Raw genomic sequence first — 17,116 nt, 5'->3', positions numbered from 1 at the left:
GATCAGGCCGCTTTCTTGCTTTTCGCCCGCGCGATCCAGAGATCGCATTTGGCAATCGCCGACCGGATTTTCGGATCATCGCCGCCCACCCGCAACAGGCTATCCCACATCGCGCGGGCTTCCTTGAAGCGATGCAGGCGCATGGCTGAACTGGCGCCTATCCGCAGCGCAACCGGATCTTCGGGCGCAATCCGCAAAACAATCTCAGCGGCGGCATGGCGCAAGGCGATATCGGTCGCATCGACCGCTTTCAATTCCTTGCGCAGCTGCCGATAGATCCGATCGCGTTCACGGCGGACGCGTTCCGCATTCTGCGCATAGCGGCCCGCTTCATCGAGCAAGGCCCAGGCGTAGTCGACCCGGCCCGCCTCGATACTTTCCCGGCTGGCGCGAATGGCGGGTGACAGCAGCTTCACCAGTTTCCGGCTGGCTTCGTCCTTCGCCCAATCGAGCGCGTTGCTGTCGCTGACAACGGCATTGTAGGCACGCAGCGCTTCAAGATAATCGGAGGCCTGCACCGCCACCCGGGCGAGCTGAATTTGCGGGGCGGAGGACGGGTCTGCCTCCGCAGCCTTTTTCAGATGGAGCAAGGCCCTGTCGAGATCGCCCAGTTCCGCAGCAGCCCGGCCGACAAAGCTGTCGATCTCCGGAAAATCGGTGGCGGTATCAATCGCCACGTCGGTCAATTCCATCACCCGCGCATGGTCCTTGGCGAGGAAGGCCTGGCGAACCTCGCGACGCAGGGTCTGTTCCAGCGCACGTTTGGCGCGGATTGACGCCCCCTGATCAGGGGTCACGCGATAGCTGGCCTGTATCAGATCGGTCGCCGCCGCCAGATCGCGCTGTTCGAGCGCTTCCAGACCGCGCTCGCGCCATTTTGTCGCCTGCTCGCCCACCCAACCGACAATCGCCGGATCGGACTTGATGTAAGCGACGCGCGGAGCAATCAGCGCCGCGGCAGGCGATGCCAGCCCGGCCGCAATGCTTTCCTGCGCCAGCCGCAGCGCCGTAGCATCGTCAAGCCGGCGCGAATGCGATGCGACTTGCAGCAGATAGCCTATGCTGCGCTGCCGCACGCCCACCGCCCATTTGGCAAGCACACTGCCAACATGTTCCGGCAAATGCTGCAGAACCTGATCCGCCCAATCGATAACTTCCACGTCATCGCCGCGCTTCTCGAGTATGGCGAGAACGGCAGAGGCTGCGGCGTCATCGGCTTCACGCTGGAACAACCGCTTCCAGTAAGTCAGCGCCCTGCCCTCATCCCCCAGGGCCTCAGCCGATTTTGCGCTGGTTCTGAGGATTTCGGGTGTTTCCCGTTCGTCCGACATCAGCGATCCGCCATATGCCAGCGCCGCCGTATGATTGCCGAGGCTGTAATAGGACTGCAGCAGCAAGGCATCGTCTTCCTCTGTCGCGCCATGTTCGCCGCGCACAAATTCCAGATTTTCGATCGCCCCTTCATAGTCGCCCAACTGGTGCTGGATCAGCCCCAGCAGCCGGTGGCAATCGGGCGGGTACTTGCCTGTGCGGATCGCGGCACGGACGCCAGACGACGCTTCCGCAATGCGCCCGTCATCCAGCAAGGCACGCAAGGAACCGATATCGACCGCGCTCTCGTCCGCCGTCGTTTCGGCAACGCCCTGCACACCATCATCGACGGTAACGTGCGGCGCCACAAACGCGCTGAACCATTCGTCGGCCAGCGTATCGGCAAAGGGCAAGGTGAAATGCGTCAGGTCCAGACCATCGTTTTCCATGGCACGAATCTGGCCGAATTTGAGCATGGCCGGTGTCGGATCGTAGAGTTGTGCATTCACGGCCGCCGCACCCTTGTGCACGGCATCGATCAGGCGCCTGCGCGATGCGATCGGCAGGTCATCGGGCGTGTGTGCGTTGACATGGGTGACAATCACCGCCTTGTCGCGCCCGACCCGTTCCACCACATCGGCGATATCCCGCGCGATGTCCGCCTCGGTCAGTTCGCGGACGCGAATATGCGCCAGCAATTCCTGATCCGGCTTGTTCAGCTTCTGGAATTGCCGATGGCCCTTGAGCCAATCCAGCCGCTCTGCCGCCTGTTCTTCCTTGCCCAGCGACCAGAAACGGCGCGCAGTCTGGCGGTCGGCAAAAAAATCGCCAAAGTATCGGATCGCGTAATTGAGCTGGATCGGCGCATTATCGAGAGAAACATGCTTGGACGATGAAATCTCGATAAAATAGAAGTCCGCCGGAACAGCCTTCTTTTCGAAGAACGCATCGGTTGTGTTTGGCCGGTAGACCAGCGGTCGCAAGGGTTCTTCGACGGGCGGCGCACCACACAGAACATCAAGCTGCTGGATCACTTCCCGGCTGGTATGCACAAAACCGTAGTTCCGGTTCAACGTCACGTCATAGGGGTGACGGGTTGCCCCACGCCGCAGGGGGGTGTGAATCCGGCAGGTGCCGACGGGGGCGATAGTGAAATTCTGCATCGTCGCAATCCCTCCTTCGGTCACAATGCCCAGTAGGACAGGTCGTGGGGCAGGTCGGGCCGGTGGACCATCGAACGCAGGTCGATGACGCACGATCCCGCGCGGGTTGCACGCTGCACCAGATTGCCGATGTCATCGAGGAACGGCTTGTGCGGCACAGCAAACACGACCGCGTCAAAATCGCTCCACTCATCGCTTGGCTCCAGCGCGATGCCATATTCGCGCAGCGTTTCCTCAGGATCGGCAAAGGGATCGCAAACCTGCGGCTGAATGCCATATTCGATCATCGTCTGGTAAAGATCGGCGACTTTGGAATTGCGGATATCGGGCACATTTTCCTTGAAGGTAATTCCGAAAATACCGACTTTTGCGCGGCTTATGGGGATATCGCGCTGCGCCAGCATCCGCAGGATACGGTTGACCACATAGGAAGGCATGGAATCGTTGATCCGCCGCCCGGCCAGGATCACTTCGGGATGATAACCGAGCTGCGCCGCCTTGGAGGTGAGGTAGTAAGGGTCCACCCCGATGCAGTGGCCACCGACCAGCCCCGGCGTGAATTTGAGGAAATTCCATTTGGTCCCCGCCGCCTTGAGCACGTCTGACGTGGGAATACCGATCAGATCACAGATTTTTGACGTCTCGTTCATCAGGGCGATGTTGATGTCGCGCTGGGTATTCTCGAGCACCTTGGCGGCTTCGGCCACCTTGATGGAAGACGCCCGATGGATACCGGCCTCGATGATTGAACCGTAAACGCTGGCAACCGTGTCGAGCGTTTCATCATCCTGGCCCGACACGATCTTGACGATCTGCTCCAGCGAACGCTCCTTATCGCCGGGATTGATCCGTTCCGGACTGTAGGCGAGCTTGAAATCCTTCCCGCACTGCAATCCGCTGACCCGTTCCAGTTCCGGCCCACAGATTTCTTCCGTTGCCCCCGGGTAAACCGTCGATTCGAACACCACGATGCTGCCGGGCTGCATGATGGGCCCGATCGTCTGGCAGGCACTGCGCAGCAGGCTGAAATCGGGGCTCTTGCTATCGTCCACCGGCGTCGGCACCGCCACGACGAAGAAATTGCAATCCGCGAGATCTTCGGTGCCGTCTGCAAACAACAAGGTGGAACGCTGCAGTTCCGCCGCGTCGATTTCACCTGTCCAGTCGTCGCATTCACGCAATGTGGAAATACGCCGCGGATCGACATCGAAACCGATCACCGGAAATTTGCGGGCGAGCGAGATCGCAACGGGCAAACCGACATAACCCAGACCGATGACACCAATTCGAACATCCAGACTCATAAAACCTCAAGCGGTTGGGGACGCACACTTGCGCCAAAGGCAGCACAAAGCGTGACCCGATGGATCAAAAATAAGACATATTATTCTGTGTGGTTATAATTTAATGATTCTCATAAAGAATCACCACGGATTTTTGATATAAAATTCCTATATTATGGAATGTATAATAATATACATATACCATAATTTAGAATTATTAGACTCATCCTTAAGTCTATTCTGATTCATTGAATCATATTATTTGCTAAACCCATATATTTTGAATTTATCTCATCGGATATGGTGAGATATATACTGTTCATTTTCGCTATCACCCCAATTTCATCAAATCTCCTACATTGCGATATTCTGTGCCCGTGATGCGTTCTGCCGAACTGGCGCTTTTTTTCGGTTATGCGATTGTTAGTTAGCGATTTGCGCCGTCAGGCGCGGCTTCCAAGGAACCATCATGCATCATTGGCTCGCGCTTCCTGCCCTGCAGGAAGTCACTCATAAACTAACGTCGAAACGCCACATCTGGCTTGTCACCGGGGTCGCCGGATTCATCGGATCGAATCTGCTCGAGGTCCTGTTGTCTTGCGGGCAGAAAGTCGTGGGTCTGGACAACTTCGCCACTGGCCATCGCCACAATCTGGCGGAAGTGGAAAGCCGGATCGGGCCGGAATTCTGGCGTAATTTCACCTTCATCGAAGGCGACATTCGCGATCGCGCCATCTGCGAACGCGCGGTCACAGGCGTCGACATCGTCCTGCATCAGGCCGCGCTGGGATCGGTGCCGCGTTCGCTGGCCGATCCGCTGACATCACATGATGTCAACATTACCGGCTATCTCAATCTGCTGGACGCCGCGCGACGCGCCCACGTCCACCGCTTCATCTATGCGGCATCCAGTTCAACTTATGGCGATGAAGCCGCGCTGCCCAAGCAGGAAGACCGGATCGGCAACCCGCTTTCGCCCTATGCGGTGACCAAGCTGGTCAACGAACATTATGCGGCGGTCTATGCGCGCTGTTACGGCTTTCGTGCGACGGGGCTTCGCTATTTCAATGTGTTCGGCCCACGGCAGGACCCGAATGGCGCCTATGCCGCGGTCATTCCCAAATGGACCGCCGCAATGATCGCCAACGACGATGTCGTCATCAACGGCGACGGCGCAACCAGCCGCGACTTCTGCTACGTCGCCAATGCGGTTCAGGCCAATCTGCGCGCCGCCCTCGCTGGCGACGATGCGCAGGGCGAGGTTTACAATGTCGCGGTGGGAGACAGGACAACGCTGTCCGAATTGTTTGCCGCATTGCGCGATGCGCTGGCCGCCCGGCAGATTCACTACGAGCGCGAACCGGTCTTCAGGGATTTTCGTGCCGGGGATGTGCGCCATTCGCAAGCCGATATCGCCAAGGCGGGGCGTCTGCTGGGATTCAAGCCCACGCACGACATCCGGCAGGGGATTGTCGAAGCGATGGAATGGTACGCGCTGAACGCGCCTGTACAGGCCTGATCAACCCTTGGGCGTAATGCAGGGCCGGCACCTGTGCGGAGCCGGCCCTGTTCGATCAGAAGCGTGTCTTGATCGTTGCACCCCAGGTGCGCGGATCGCCCGGCAGGCCGACGATCAGCCCGGTGTTACCCGACCCGACAATCAGCTGCTCCATGTAGTTTTCCTTGAAGGCGTTACGCACCCAGGCATAGATATCGAAGCCGCTTTCGGTGCGGAAACCGACACGGAAGTTCGAAAGCGAATAGCCCTTGATCCAGGTGTACTGCGACGGGGTCGGGTTCGAAGAGAAGTTCGAACGGTAGTTGCCGTCATAACCGAGATAGACCTGCCCATCCTGCCCCAGCAGGTTGACCGGCACGTTGCCTTCCGCACCAAACGACAGCGAGTATTTCGAAACGCCGGGCAGGCGTGAACCCGAAATATCGCAGTTCTGCGGGCTCGCGCTGCCGCCAGACCGTTCGGGCGGGCAAGGAGCATCCACAAATTTGCGATAGGTCGCATCGGTATAGGCACCGTTCGCGTAGATATTGAAGCGTTCGCTCGGACGGAACGAGAAGTCTGCTTCGATACCCTGCGTCCGCACGGCCCCGGCATTCGCCAGATAACCGCGCAACACGCCGAACTGACCATTGTTGACCGTTGCCTGATAGTTTTTGATGTCCGTCCGGAATGCGGACAGGTTCAGGGTAGCTTTGCGATCGAGGAACTGGGCCTTGATGCCCACTTCATAGTGGTTGACGGTTTCCGGCTTGATCGAACCGGCCGCGAGAATGGGATTGCCCGCACTGTCCGCCGGCAGACCGTTCTGGTTGATCCCCCCGGTTTTGAAGGTCTTGGCATATGTCGCATAAGCCAGAACGTTCGGCACAACCTCATAGCTCAGCGTCAGGTCATAGCTGAGATTCCAGTCCGAAAACGACGGCGAACTGACCTGCGGTGCAAAAATGCCGCGCTGGGCGATCACGCGCGCATCCAGAACCGGATCGGTCAGCGGGCGGCCGGTCACCGGGTCCTTGAACAGGACCGGATTGCCCTGCCCGTCGAACACTTCGCGCTGATAGAAGCCCTTCTTCTTGTCGTAGTTCAGCCGCAGACCAGGCTGTATGGTGAACTTGTCGGTCACCTTCCAGCTCAGCTGGCCGTAGAGCGCCACACTGGTGCTCTTGAGCCACTGGGTGTTGCGGGCGGTCAAACCATCCAGAACCGACTTGTCCGAAGCCAGAGCGCCGCTCAGGTTCCAGCGGCTGGACGCAGCACCGTGCGATTCCGTACCCTGCGTATCGATCCGCTGGTGGAACGCGAAGGCGCCGATCACGAAATCGATGTTCTTGCTGGAATAGTTATACCGCAGTTCCTGGGTATACTGATCCTGTTGCGAAGGATTCTGCGATTTGGTGACAATCGGCAGCCCGGTATAATCGCGGTCGTTCTCGGGCTTCCAGTCCCAGAAACGCCAGGCGGTGACCGATGTCAGCGTGCCCGGACCGACGTCCCATTTCACCTTCAGCGATGCGCCGCCGATCTTGTTGCCTGCATTGAGCGAAGCGTCGAGATCGGTCACCCGGTCATAGGGATTGGTGCTGATGGGCGTATAACCCTGTGCCGCAGCAAGCGCCCAGAATTGGCGATTGGCCGCACGCTCGGTCTTGCCGACCTTGACGAACACCGAACCGCAGCATTCGGCATCCTGCCGACTGTAATCGCCGGCCAGTGTGACGCTGAGATTTTCGGTCGGCTTCCACAGCAACTGCCCGCGCAGACCGAGGTTGTCCTGGCTCTGAATCCATTTGTCGGTAACAGCGTTGTAAATCGTGCCCCGGCGGCTGGTGGACGACACGGCGAGACGCGCGGCAACCGTTTCAGACAGCGGGCCGGATACGGCAGCCTTGGCCTGTTTGAAATTCAGATTGCCGATGCTGACTTCCGCCTTGCCTTCAAAATCGAAAGTCGGCTGGTTGGTCGTGATGTTGATCGCACCGGCCGTGGTGTTCTTGCCGTAGAGCGTGCCCTGCGGGCCGCGCAGCACTTCGATCTGGGCCACGTCGAGGAAGTCGAACGTCGCCGAAGCGACGCGCGAATTGTACACGTCATCGACGTAAATGCCGACGCCCTGTTCAAAGCCATCGCTGGTCAGACCGAACGGCACCCCGATCCCGCGGATATTGACGGCAGTGTTGCGGGGGTTGGACGAATAGAACTGCAGTGTCGGGGTCAGTTGCTGCAAACGGCCGACGTTGAAGCTGCCGGTATTGTCGATGTGTTCCCCACCGATCACGGAAATCGCCAGGGGGACTTCCTGCGCGGTTTCCTGACGCCGGCGGGCCGTGACCAGGATTTCGTCAGAACGGTCGCTGGCGCCGGTTCCGACCGACGTTTTCTGCTGCTCATCAACACTGTCTGTAACACTGTCGGTTGCCGTTTCGGCAAGCGCAGGCGTGGCTGAGAGAACGACGTACGCCGCCCCCGCCAGAAGCAAAGCTCTGGAGATCATCGATTTTTCCTCATGTTATGGATCACGATGCCTCCGGCCGACCGGTCAGCACCTGAAATTTACTATTATTTACAGTACTTTTGTTCTTCAGCTCGGGCGAAGACGCTTCTTCTCGGTAATGTCGATCTGGACCACGCGGTCTTCATGAACCGTAATGGCGATCGAACCGAACCGCAGCGAAAGCAGTGCTTCCCGAATATTGGCGAGGCTTTCCTCGACATGTTGAAACTTGTCCGGCTTGATGCCGCCGGCAAGCTGGATCGTACTCATTTCTACGCCTCCGAAAGCTGGAAGATTTTTGCGCGTTTTACCTTGATACCCAGCCGCTTTCCGACTTCCGGCGCGGGCTGGTTGGCATCCAGATTCACCTCTATTGTCCGGTCTACGCCGATTAATTCCCCTTCGACGCGCCATTCGCCGCCGCGCCGGTAAACACCCGTCACCAGAAGCGGCAAACTGCCGGGCTGTTCACCACAGACGACCACGTCATGCGGCCGGAAATCCAGCCGTGCATTGCCATCCGGAACACGTTCGGCAGCGACATCGATATGGCGGTCGAAGAAATGCGTCTGTCCGCCACGGATCGACACGGGCAGGCTGTTGGTTTCCCCCACGAAGGTGGATACGAACCGGCTGCGCGGCGCCATATAGACGTCTTCCGGCGTGCCGACCTGTTCGATCACCCCGTGATCCATCACGACCACCCGGTCCGCCAGTTCCAGCGCTTCTTCCTGATCGTGCGTCACGAAGATCGAGGTCAGCCCCATCTGGTCATGCAGGTGGCGCAACCAGCGGCGCAATTCCTTGCGGACCTGTGCATCCAGCGCCCCGAACGGTTCGTCGAGCAGAAGCAGTTGCGGCTCCACCGCCAGCGCCCGGGCCAGCGCGACACGTTGGCGCTGCCCGCCGGAAAGCTGCGCGGGATAACGATTGCCCAGCCCGCGCAATTGCACGAGATCGAGCAGTTCCTCCGCCCTCGCCCGGATCGCATCCTTGGAGGGACGGGCCCGACGCGGCCGCACGGACAGGCCGAAACCCACGTTGTCCGCCACGGTCATGTGCTTGAACAAGGCGTAGTGCTGAAACACGAAGCCGACCTTGCGTTCCGCCACCTTGAGATCGGTCACATCCTCGCCGTTGAACAGGACCGAGCCCTGATCCGGAAAGGCGAGACCGGCGACAATGCGCAACAGGGTCGTCTTGCCCGAACCCGACGGACCGAGCAGGGCGAGAAATTCCCCGTCGCGCACGTCGAGATTGATGCTGTCCAGCGCCTGGTAGCCGCCATAGCGCTTGCTGATATTATCGAGCCTGATCAATGTCCGGCACTCCCGCGGTGATAGTCAAATCGCCATTCGACAATGGATTTCAGAACCAGCGTCACCAGTGCCAGCAAGGCGAGCAGCGAGGCGACGGCAAAGGCGGCGACGAAGTTGTATTCGTTGTAGAGAATCTCGACATGCAGCGGCATCGTGTTGGTCAATCCCCGCAAGTGCCCCGACACGACCGAGACCGCGCCAAATTCCCCCATGGCCCGCGCATTGCAGAGCAACACCCCGTAAAGCAGGCCCCAGCGGATATTGGGCAAGGTCACACGCAGGAATGTCTGGAAGCCACTGGCCCCGAGCGACAGGGCCGCTTCCTCGTCATCCCGGCCCTGTTCCAGCATCAGCGGGATCAGTTCACGCGCCACGAAGGGGAACGTCACAAAAATCGTGGCCAGCACGATCCCGGGAACCGCGAAGATGATCTGGATATCATGTTCGCGCAGCCACGGGCCAACCCAGCCCTGTGCTCCGAACAGCAGGACATAGATCAACCCGGCCACTACCGGCGAAACCGAGAACGGCAGATCGATAAACGTGATCAGCAGGCTCTTGCCGGGAAAATCGAACTTGGCGATGGCCCAGGCAGCCACGATGCCGAACACGATATTGACCGGAACACTGATCGCGGCGACCAGCAGCGTCAGCTTGATGGCCGACAGCGCATCGGGCTGGATCAGCGCACTGCCATAGGCAGCCCATCCTTTGGCCAGCCCCTGCGCGAAGACAGAAACCAGCGGCAGGACGAGGAAAAGCGCGATGAATGTGAGGGCCGCCGCGATCAGCAGGTGCCGTGCACGGAGCGCTCTGGACAAGGCCAGTATACCGTTCATGCCGCCATCCTCCTGCGGCTCCACGCCTGCACGACATTGATCAGCAGCAGGATCGCGAAGGAAGCGACCAGCATGACCGTCGCAATCGCGGTTGCGGCTGCATAGTCATACTGTTCGAGTTGGGTCACAATCAGCAGCGGCGCGATTTCCGACTTGTAGGGCATGTTCCCTGCAATGAAGATCACCGAACCGTATTCCCCGACGCCACGCGCGAAAGCGAGCGCGAAACCGGTGAGCAAGGCCGGCAGGATCGCAGGCAGAATGACCCGCAGGAACACCTGCCAAGGCCGCGCGCCCAGCGACAGCGCCGCTTCTTCCAGTTCGACACCGAAATCCTCAAGGATCGGCTCAACCGACCGCACGACGAAAGGCAAGCCGATGAAGATCAGCGCAGCCACGATGCCCAGCGGGGTATAGGCCACCTTGAGCCCCAGCGGTTCAAGGAACTGCCCCACCCAGCCATTGCCTGCATAGATCGCGGTCAGCGCGATACCGGCAACGGCGGTCGGCAAGGCAAAGGGAAGATCGACCAGCGCATTGACGATGCGCTTGCCCGGGAAACTGTAGCGAACCAGCACCCATGCGGTCAGCAAACCGAATACACCGTTCACCACCGCTGCCAGAAAGGCTGTCCCGAAGCTCACCTTGTAAGCGGCCAGGGCGCGGTCCGAAAAACCGGCGGCGAGGAAATCCTGCAGCCCCATCCCGGCAGACCGCACAAACACCGTGCTCAGCGGGATCAGGACGATCAGCGACAACCAGGCCAGCGTAAGGCCCATGGTAAGACCGAAACCCGGAATGACCGAGCGGGCCCTACGCCGCTTTGGCGGGGTGTCCAGTGGCACCTGCAGTGGACTGCTCAATGCGATATCCATGGCTGTCAGCGCTTCGTTGCTGCAAAGATCTTGTCGAACACACCGCCTTCACTGAAGAATTTCTTCTGGGCGGCCTGCCAGCCACCGAACTCTCCATCCACAGTGACGAGTTCGATTTTCGGAAACACGGCCGCGTACTTCGCCGCCACCGCTTCATCGATCGGCCGGTAGTAATTCTTGGCAATGATATCCTGTGCCTCAGGCGTGTAGAGATACTTGAGGTACGCGTTTGCAACCTTGGTCGCCCCGTGGCGTTCGGCATTGCGATCAACCAGCGCCACCGGCGGTTCCGCCAGAATGGACAGCGAAGGCGCGACGATGTCGAACTTGCCCTTGCCCAATTCCTTCTGGGCGAGGAACGCCTCGTTTTCCCATGCCAACAGGACATCGCCGATACCGCGCTCCACAAATGTGGTGGTCGAACCGCGTGCACCGCTATCCAGCACCGGCACATTGGCGAACAGCTTGCGCACGAAATCTTCCGCCGCCGCATCCGAACCATAGGCCTTCTCGGCATAGGCCCATGCCGCCAGGAAGTTCCAGCGCGCACCGCCGCTGGTCTTGGGATTGGGTGTGATTACCGCCACGCCCGGCTTCACCAGATCGTTCCAGTCCTTGATCCCCTTGGGATTGCCGTGGCGAACGAGGAAAACGATCGTCGAGGTGTAGGGCGAACTGTTGTGCGGCAGGCGCGATTGCCAGGTCTTGGGCAAAGCCTGCGTCCGCTGCGCGATTTCATCGGTATCGTAGGCCAGCGCCAGCGTCGCCACATCGGCATCGAGACCATCGATCACCGCCCGGGCCTGCTTGCCCGAACCGCCGTGGCTCATCTTGATGGTGACGTCCTGCCCCGTTTCCGCCTTCCATTCAGCAGCGAACTTGGGATTGATTGCTTCGTACAGCTCACGCGTCGGATCGTAGGAAACGTTCAGCAACTCGATCTTTGCGGCGCCGTCTTTCCCGTCGTTCCCGCCGGAGCAGGCTGCCAGACTGGCGAGGCTGACCGCAGCAAGCGCAGTTACCCCCCATGCACGGATTGTCCGAAATCCTGTCATTACGTCTCACTCCCGACAGCCCGGACCGGCCTTTTCGGGGCGACGAATCAGGGCGCGCTCAACACACCCCATTATCTCTATCTAAGTAGTAGGGATTAGCAAGTCGATATTTGCCTACCCCCGGTCAATCACCCCGCCAGACGGTCGTCGTGGCGTATTTCGGGGATGGAAGCGCCATCGCGCAAGGCGTCCGCAATCGTCCGCGAATCGAGAACCTGGCGGCTCGCCTCATAGGCCCGGCCGAACTCCCGGCGGATTTCACAGCGCACTTCGCTCTCGCAATCCTCACACTTGCGATAGGATTGGCGCGAAAGGCAGGGCAACGGCGCCAACGGCCCTTCGAACAGGCGCAGCACTTCCCCGAAACTGATCGTGTCAGCGGGCCTAAGCATCACATATCCGCCACTTTTGCCACGGCGACTGTCCAGAATGCCCGCCTTTTTCAGATCGAGCAGGATCTGTTCGAGGAACTTGTGCGGGATAGAATTGCGGCGCGCGATTTCCGCGCTGGTCAGCGATTCACCCTCGGGTGCAGATGCCACAGCGAGCAATGCCCGGAATGCATATTTTGCCTTGTTCGATATCATATGAACCGCGCCGATTTTCCCTATTTGCAAACTAGGCTTTACGGCACACAAATAATTGTTGCAAGACTGCGGTCTTCCCGCCCACTTGCCGGCAGCCGTTACATCAGCATGAAGCAGGCGATCGCGACACTGACGCAGATCGCCAGCAAGGGGGCGCCCAGACGGGGGAAATCCCGGAACCGATACCCCGCCGCGCCCATCACGACCGTGTTGTTGTGATGCCCGAACGGCGTCAGAAAATCGAGTGAAGCGCCAATCGCAACCGCCATCAGCAGCGGTTCGACCGGTATCCCGGTCCGTGACGACACCCCTACGGCAATCGGGCTCAGCACCACGGCGGTCGAGACATTGTCGATAAACGGCGTGATAGTCACTGCCAGTAACAATACCATGGTCGCCACCATCGCCGGATGGGTGGACGGCAGGTACTCGGCCAGTGCATTGGCAATCACACGCGCAGCGCCGGTATCTTCAACGGCGAGCCCCAGCGGGATCATGCAGGCCAGCAGAAGCACGATCGTCCAGTTCATATCCTGCAACGCGCTGCGCAAATTGAGGCTACCCAGCATGACCATGGCGATGACCACGGCACCGAAGGCCAGTTCCGCCGGCACGATGTCGAACGCGGTCAGCAGGATACCGCCAGCGAAGGCGGCGACACTGGGCCACGCCGCTCTGGCGCGGCGCGGCGCCCGCCGGGACGACAGCGGCAGAACCCCGCAGTCATTGGCCACTTCGCGCATCGCAGCCCGTTCACCGGCCAGCACCAGCACGTCGCCCATACCGATCTGCAAATCCTCGAACCGGCCCTCGATCCGGCGGCGGCGGCTGGCCAGGCCAACCACGCGCACCGGACGTTCGGCAAAGGCCATGACATCGCTGATACGCGAGCCGAGCAGGAGGCTTTCGGGCATCACAACCACTTCCATCCGTTCAACCGGCCCATCGTCCGGGTGCCGTTCAAAGTGGTATCCCTGCAGGGTGCCGTTGTCCTGCAATTCGTCGAGATGCGTCAAACCCGCTTCCACGAGAAGCGCATCCCCCGGCGCCAGAACGATATCCCCGCGCCGGGCGAAGACATGCGCCCCGTGCCGCAGCACCCCGTGGATCGCAATCGTCAGCCGGTCTTCCGCCTGTGGCAGATGCATGCCGACCAGCGGCGAACCATCGGGCACTTCCATTTCGGCCAGAAAATCGGTCGGCCCGGTTTCAAAGGGTGTTTCCGGCGCGGCGAAATGGCGGAACAGGCGCGGCGCGGCGAGAATGATGCAGGCCAGCCCCGCCAAAGCCACCGGCCCACCCACCAGCGCGAGTTCAAAATAACCGAACGAAGCACCGGTTTCCGCAATCTTCCACTGGTTCACCACAAGATTGGCGGGCGTTCCCGTCAGCGAACAGGTTCCGCCCAGCAATGTCGCGAAAGACAGGGCCATCAAGACGCGTCCAGGCGGGATATTCAGCCGCGCACAGACGGACAGGGTCACCGGGAACATCAGCGCCAGCGCGCCGATATTGTTCATAAAGATCGATATGAACGCCCCGGTGCAGCACAGCACGGCCAGCACCGCGATCTCGTTCGTGGTGCGGCCAGCAATGCGGCGGGCGACATCGTCGATCACGCGCGTAGCCGACAAGGCGGACACGATCAGCAGGACTTCGGCCACGGTAATCACGGCCGGGCTGGAAAACCCGGCAAACATGTTCTGCACCGGCACCACGCCGGTCAGATAGCCCGCTGCCAGACCGCACATGGCGACCAGTTCCACGCGAAACCGCTCCGTCGCATAGACGACGAGCATGGTCAGCAGGATGGCAATGATCATCCATTGATCGAAGGTCATGCGACGTCCCGGACCGTGATTCTCGCGCCTGATTAGCGGTCTGGACCCGAAACGTCATTCCCTGTCGATAGAATAGCGCGCTGGTGGCGACGCAAGCGCCTGCCGGACAGGGGCTGTGGCAAGGCGGGGATCACACCCCCCGCCCTTCCCCGATCAGTCGATCGAACGACCGAGTTCGGCGTTGAGCCAGAGCGCAAGCAGCGTCACGATCGCGCCGGACAGCAGGTATCCACCGGCCGCAAGCAGGCCATACTGGCTGGACAGCCACAGCGCCACCAGCGGCGCGAAACCCGCGCCGAACAACCACGCGAGATCGGATGTCAGCGCCGACCCGGTGTAGCGATGGCGGCGCGAAAAACTGGACGACAGCGCACCCGAAGACTGGCCGAATGCCAGACCGAGAAGCACGAAGCCAATGAACATGAACGCCGCTTCACCTGCTTCGCCCGCGTCCAGCAATTGCGGCGCGAAACCGCTGAAGGCCGCGATAGCCGCTGCGGTGACACCCAGAACGGTACGCCGTCCGAACCGGTCCGCCAGATAGCCCGAGACAATAATGGCCACCACGCCCAGCGCCGCAGCCATCGCTTCGATCGCAAGGAAGCGCGAGGGGGATTCTTCGGTGAACAGGAACACCCAGGACAACGGATAGACCGTCACCATGTGGAACATGGCAAAGCTGGCCAGCGGGGCAAATGCGCCAATGGCAATAAGGCGCCATTCCGAACGGATCGTTTGCATGACCGATGCCGGTTCCAGCGAGCGGTCTTCGAACAGCCGCGCATATTCCGGCGTCACCACGATCCGCAAACGCGCGAACAGCGCCACCACGTTGATCGCGAAGGCCACGAAGAACGGATAACGCCAGCCCCACCCAAGGAAGTCCTCCGCCGAAAGCGCAGAAACCAGAAACATGAACAGCAGGCTGGCGACAATCAGACCCAGCGGCGCGCCCAGTTGCGGGATCATGGCATACCAGCCGCGTTTCCCTTCCGGGGCATTGATCGCCAGCAGCGATGCGAGGCCATCCCACGAACCGCCCAGCGCCACACCCTGCCCCATGCGGAACAGCGCGAGCAGCAGCACGGCCGCGATCCCGATGCTTTCATAGCCGGGCAGGAAGGCGATCGCCGCCGTGGAACCGCCCAGCAGGAACAGGGCAATCGTCAGCTTCGCGCCGCGCCCATAGGCCCGGTCGATCGCAGTGAAGATCATCGTCCCCACGGGCCGGGCGAGGAATGCCAGCGCAAACAGGCCAAAGGAATAGAGCGTGCCCGTCAACGGATCGACGAAGGGAAAGAACACCTTCGGAAAAACCAGAACCGAAGCAATCGCATAGACGAAAAAGTCGAAGAATTCCGATGTGCGGCCGATAATTACCCCGATGGCGATCTCGCCCGGCGCAATGCGATGGCCATCGGCATCATGGAGCCGGGCATCGTTTTCGGCCTGAACGGTTGGCACAATATCGGCGCTCATGGATTAATCCTGTAGCATAAGTCCGCTTTCGCGGCACGAATCTTTGAAACGCAGGCTTCGCACCCGCAACATAGACGTGCCCCCTTAGACACTGATCGTCAGGAAGGGATTGGACAAAATGTCCTATGTGCGGTGCAACATAGCAGGCCTAGGCGCCCGGGCATGCTGATGCCCTTTCCACGAATCGCTTCGCGGCTCCGGCCGCTGTCCGCGCTTGCCATCGTGCCATTTCTCGCTGGCTGCGGCGAATTGGTAGTGCTTGACCCCGCTGGCGACATCGCGCGCCAGCAGGGCGACCTGATTGTCATTTCCACGCTGCTGATGCTGCTGATCATCATCCCGGTGATGGCGCTGACGATCTTCTTCGCCTGGCGCTATCGCGCGGCCAACAAGGAAGCGACCTACAAACCGGATTGGGACCACTCCACCCAACTCGAACTGGTGATCTGGGCCGCCCCGCTGCTGATCATCATCTGCCTCGGCGCGATTACCTGGGTCGCGACCCATCTGCTCGATCCCTATCGCCCGCTTGCGCGCACCGATGTGGACAAGCCGGTGGTGGCCGAAGTCAAACCGCTCGACGTCAATGTTGTCGCGCTCGACTGGAAATGGCTGTTCATCTATCCGGAACAGGGCATTGCCACCGTGAACGAACTGGCGGTTCCTGTCGATCGCCCCGTGCGTTTCCGCATCTCGGCCTCGTCGGTTATGAATTCGTTCTATATCCCGGCCATGGCCGGGCAGATCTACGCCATGCCCGCCATGGAAACGAAGCTGCACGGCGTGATGAATGAGCCGGGCGATTTCATGGGCTTTTCCGCCAATTACAGCGGCGCCGGGTTCTCCAACATGCGTTTCGCCGTGAAGAGCCTCGACGATGCCGCGTTTGACAAGTGGATCGCGCAGGCCAAGGGCGCGGGCGGCACGCTGGACCGTGCAGCCTATCTCCAGCTCGAACGCCCCAGCGAGAAAGAGCCCGTCCGTCGCTTCGCCACGGTGGAGCCGGGCCTGTTCGATCTGGTCGTCAATCTCTGCGTCGAACCCGGCAAGATGTGCATGCATGACATGATGGCCGCCGATGCGCGCGGCGGCATGGGCCTTGCAGGTATCCATAACGTGCGCGATCTCGCCTATGACAAGTTCGCCGCGCGCGGCACCGCCGCCGTCAGGCCAGTGCGCTATGTCGCCTCCACCTGCACGACACCGATGGCATCGCCTGCGCAGCTTCCGATCAACCCTGTCGATCACCAGCCGTTGACCGGCCAGGGGCTGTCCCGTCCGGGCGATGCCCCGCACGGCACGTCGCTGGCTCTGTTCGACAATCGCGGCCCCGTGTCGCGTCCCGCCTTCTGAT

At 60.4% G+C, this 17,116-nt stretch carries 13 protein-coding genes; 2 read left to right on the top strand and 11 right to left on the bottom strand.

From position 1 onward, the window contains the following. Positions 1-2: 2 nt before the first annotated feature. Positions 3-2,474, bottom strand: a complete 2,472-nt coding sequence (locus EGO55_RS16145) for a hypothetical protein (protein WP_021688339.1) — start codon at positions 2,472-2,474, stop codon at positions 3-5. A gap of 20 nt (positions 2,475-2,494) precedes the next feature. Next, positions 2,495-3,778: a nucleotide sugar dehydrogenase gene (locus EGO55_RS16140; protein ID WP_021688340.1), complete on the bottom strand. Its 1,284-nt coding sequence runs from the start codon at positions 3,776-3,778 to the stop codon at positions 2,495-2,497. A gap of 448 nt (positions 3,779-4,226) precedes the next feature. Between EGO55_RS16140 and EGO55_RS16135 the strand changes: the two genes are divergently transcribed. Further along, a complete protein-coding gene (locus EGO55_RS16135) occupies positions 4,227-5,276 on the top strand; it encodes an SDR family oxidoreductase (RefSeq protein ID WP_021688341.1) in 1,050 nt (349 codons plus the stop codon). A gap of 55 nt (positions 5,277-5,331) precedes the next feature. On the opposite strand, the gene EGO55_RS16130 is transcribed toward EGO55_RS16135, so the two are convergent. The 9 genes from EGO55_RS16130 to EGO55_RS16090 all read right to left on the bottom strand — a co-directional run bounded on the left by EGO55_RS16130 (position 5,332) and on the right by EGO55_RS16090 (position 15,762). Then, complete coding sequence (locus EGO55_RS16130; protein ID WP_021688342.1) at positions 5,332-7,767, bottom strand: TonB-dependent receptor; 2,436 nt, start codon at positions 7,765-7,767, stop codon at positions 5,332-5,334. Positions 7,768-7,854: 87 nt separating this feature from the next. Continuing rightward, positions 7,855-8,037 carry a YezD family protein gene (locus tag EGO55_RS16125; RefSeq protein ID WP_021688343.1) on the bottom strand — a complete coding sequence of 61 codons (183 nt, stop codon included), beginning with the start codon at positions 8,035-8,037 and terminating at the stop codon, positions 7,855-7,857. A gap of 2 nt (positions 8,038-8,039) precedes the next feature. Continuing rightward, positions 8,040-9,086, bottom strand: a complete 1,047-nt coding sequence (locus tag EGO55_RS16120) for a sulfate/molybdate ABC transporter ATP-binding protein (protein ID WP_021688344.1) — start codon at positions 9,084-9,086, stop codon at positions 8,040-8,042. Continuing rightward, entirely contained in the window at positions 9,083-9,925 is an 843-nt protein-coding gene (gene cysW / locus EGO55_RS16115; protein WP_021688345.1) for a sulfate ABC transporter permease subunit CysW, read from the bottom strand. The genes EGO55_RS16120 and cysW overlap by 4 nt, the downstream gene beginning before the upstream one ends. After that, entirely contained in the window at positions 9,922-10,788 is an 867-nt protein-coding gene (gene cysT, locus EGO55_RS16110; protein ID WP_283234536.1) for a sulfate ABC transporter permease subunit CysT, read from the bottom strand. The genes cysW and cysT overlap by 4 nt, the downstream gene beginning before the upstream one ends. 17 nt (positions 10,789-10,805) lie before the next feature. Then, positions 10,806-11,855: a sulfate ABC transporter substrate-binding protein gene (locus tag EGO55_RS16105; RefSeq protein ID WP_021688347.1), complete on the bottom strand. Its 1,050-nt coding sequence runs from the start codon at positions 11,853-11,855 to the stop codon at positions 10,806-10,808. Positions 11,856-11,983: 128 nt separating this feature from the next. After that, entirely contained in the window at positions 11,984-12,442 is a 459-nt protein-coding gene (locus tag EGO55_RS16100) for an RrF2 family transcriptional regulator (protein WP_021688348.1), read from the bottom strand. 98 nt (positions 12,443-12,540) lie between these two features. Beyond that, entirely contained in the window at positions 12,541-14,283 is a 1,743-nt protein-coding gene (locus EGO55_RS16095) for an SLC13 family permease (protein WP_021688349.1), read from the bottom strand. 153 nt (positions 14,284-14,436) lie between these two features. Next, positions 14,437-15,762: an MFS transporter gene (locus EGO55_RS16090; protein ID WP_021688350.1), complete on the bottom strand. Its 1,326-nt coding sequence runs from the start codon at positions 15,760-15,762 to the stop codon at positions 14,437-14,439. 168 nt (positions 15,763-15,930) lie between these two features. On the opposite strand from EGO55_RS16090, the gene cyoA reads away from it, so the two are divergent. Next, positions 15,931-17,115, top strand: a complete 1,185-nt coding sequence (gene cyoA / locus EGO55_RS16085) for a ubiquinol oxidase subunit II (RefSeq protein ID WP_040714748.1) — start codon at positions 15,931-15,933, stop codon at positions 17,113-17,115. Position 17,116 lies beyond the last annotated feature (1 nt).

Origin of the sequence: Caenibius tardaugens NBRC 16725 (genome assembly GCF_003860345.1) — a bacterium.
GTDB lineage: Bacteria > Pseudomonadota > Alphaproteobacteria > Sphingomonadales > Sphingomonadaceae > Caenibius > Caenibius tardaugens.
The sequence above is the reverse complement of the archived record's forward strand: the minus strand, read 5'-3'. Positions and strand labels throughout refer to the sequence as shown.

What these genes read in the sequence shown, in the direction of transcription:
- EGO55_RS16145 (WP_021688339.1), bottom strand. Translation starts at nt 2,474, where the DNA reads ATGCAGAATTTCACTATCGCCCCCGTCGGCACCTGCCGGATTCACACC.
- EGO55_RS16140 (WP_021688340.1), bottom strand. Translation starts at nt 3,778, where the DNA reads ATGAGTCTGGATGTTCGAATTGGTGTCATCGGTCTGGGTTATGTCGGT.
- EGO55_RS16135 (WP_021688341.1), top strand. Translation starts at nt 4,227, where the DNA reads ATGCATCATTGGCTCGCGCTTCCTGCCCTGCAGGAAGTCACTCATAAA.
- EGO55_RS16130 (WP_021688342.1), bottom strand. Translation starts at nt 7,767, where the DNA reads ATGATCTCCAGAGCTTTGCTTCTGGCGGGGGCGGCGTACGTCGTTCTC.
- EGO55_RS16125 (WP_021688343.1), bottom strand. Translation starts at nt 8,037, where the DNA reads ATGAGTACGATCCAGCTTGCCGGCGGCATCAAGCCGGACAAGTTTCAA.
- cysW (WP_021688345.1), bottom strand. Translation starts at nt 9,925, where the DNA reads ATGAACGGTATACTGGCCTTGTCCAGAGCGCTCCGTGCACGGCACCTG.
- EGO55_RS16105 (WP_021688347.1), bottom strand. Translation starts at nt 11,855, where the DNA reads ATGACAGGATTTCGGACAATCCGTGCATGGGGGGTAACTGCGCTTGCT.
- EGO55_RS16100 (WP_021688348.1), bottom strand. Translation starts at nt 12,442, where the DNA reads ATGATATCGAACAAGGCAAAATATGCATTCCGGGCATTGCTCGCTGTG.
- EGO55_RS16095 (WP_021688349.1), bottom strand. Translation starts at nt 14,283, where the DNA reads ATGACCTTCGATCAATGGATGATCATTGCCATCCTGCTGACCATGCTC.
- EGO55_RS16090 (WP_021688350.1), bottom strand. Translation starts at nt 15,762, where the DNA reads ATGAGCGCCGATATTGTGCCAACCGTTCAGGCCGAAAACGATGCCCGG.
- cyoA (WP_040714748.1), top strand. Translation starts at nt 15,931, where the DNA reads ATGCCCTTTCCACGAATCGCTTCGCGGCTCCGGCCGCTGTCCGCGCTT.